Annotated in this window: 2 protein-coding genes; both read right to left on the bottom strand. The window is 38.9% G+C overall.

Annotation, left to right across the window (positions count from 1 at the left end; translation table 11 throughout):
* Positions 1-130: 130 nt before the first annotated feature.
* Entirely contained in the window at positions 131-418 is a 288-nt protein-coding gene (locus tag ABEB28_RS42750) for a hypothetical protein (protein ID WP_049092722.1), read from the bottom strand.
* A gap of 6 nt (positions 419-424) precedes the next feature.
* Positions 425-997 (bottom strand): firmicute plasmid replication protein RepL, encoded by a 573-nt coding sequence (locus ABEB28_RS42745; protein WP_250649659.1) that lies wholly within the window; start codon positions 995-997, stop codon positions 425-427.
* Between the last annotated feature and the right edge of the window lie 415 nt (positions 998-1,412).

The following is a 1,412-nucleotide window of genomic DNA, read 5'->3' as shown; positions in this document are numbered from 1 at the left end:
TCGTTCTGGAGAGCGTGGAACAAAAACACGCAAGGGATTCGAGGCGGCAAAAGAGCAATGCAGGATAGACAATCAAGGTCAGAACGTTAACACGTAGCCCCTGATTGTCCGCCTGCCGCTGGCTCAATGGTCATTTTTTTCGATATTTATCTAGCTCAATTACAGGTGCTGGAGTTTTTTTCTTTGCTATTTTTTTTGGCTTTTGTATTTTTTCATCGTTGCTAACGACAAACATTATTTTATTTCCATCTTCATTGATAACATCAACAAGATTAAATTCTTTATCTTCACAATTCATATAAAGATTTATTCCTGTTGCATATTCAATACCATATTTATTAATTAACTCATCTATTGAACTGCATATTTCTAATTTTAGTTCTTCTAATCTCCAACGTGATTCATATTTAATTCTCATAGTGCATCACCCCTGCTCTGAGTCATGATTAGAGTACTTTAAGGAACTTTCAAACTCTTCACGCCTAGAAAGCATAAGCCGCAATTTACGATCTATAACCCCATCTTTTTGAGTTAATGTTTTTGCGTTAAATGCTGCATATTTTTTAGTATTGTTATATCCACGCCATACCTGATAAGGATCTAATGCATAGGCATAATATATGCCTACTGGTATTTTAACTATTGCGCCAATACTTTCTAAATCTCCAATCCAATATTGGATCGTTCTTAAACTAACACCGAAATAATCAGCTAAGAATTTTTGATCACATACAACAGCCCCACATGATTTATCTATATTCTGGGCAAAAAAAGAATATAACCGAAATGCTCTAGGAACTTTTTCTGATATAGCGTCCAACATATTCCAACCAGCCTTAGTAACCTGCGACCAGTCTGGAGGATTCAACCGATCTCGTTTTTGCTTAGCGTTCTTGGATTGATCTTGTACCTGATGATCTCGCCGTTTTTGCTGTTCAAAGTCTTCAAATTGCTGTTCCAACATACTTGCATCCTTACCTGCAATGATATTTCGCACCTTACGAAATTTATATCGTACAGTACGAAACAACACATGCAAACATGTTTGCGTATACACATGCAAATAACGTTTCGTATGAAGGTGTCTTAAGTCAATGATTTTTAAAGAAATGTCAATTTTTGCTCTAAAGATCTATCAAAGCGTTTTTTTACTGCTCATGATTTAACACTACCTAACTGCTTTTGGGGTGTCGGGGCGCAGCCCTGACCCAGTTCACAGAGCGATAGCGATGTGTATACTGGCTTTCCTCATTTTGCATCGGTGCAGAGTGGATGGGAAGTGCACCATGTCAGGAGTAAAAAGCCGCACAGATGCGTAAAAACAGCGCGCCCGATAAACAACACACACGCGGACACTGGCACAGGCGCGTAAGTGCACAATGCTTGCCTCTGTGACTCTTCCGCTTCCTCGC

This window comes from Cryptosporangium minutisporangium (assembly GCF_039536245.1).
GTDB classification, from domain to species: domain Bacteria; phylum Actinomycetota; class Actinomycetes; order Mycobacteriales; family Cryptosporangiaceae; genus Cryptosporangium; species Cryptosporangium minutisporangium.
The sequence above is the reverse complement of the archived record's forward strand: the minus strand, read 5'-3'. Positions and strand labels throughout refer to the sequence as shown.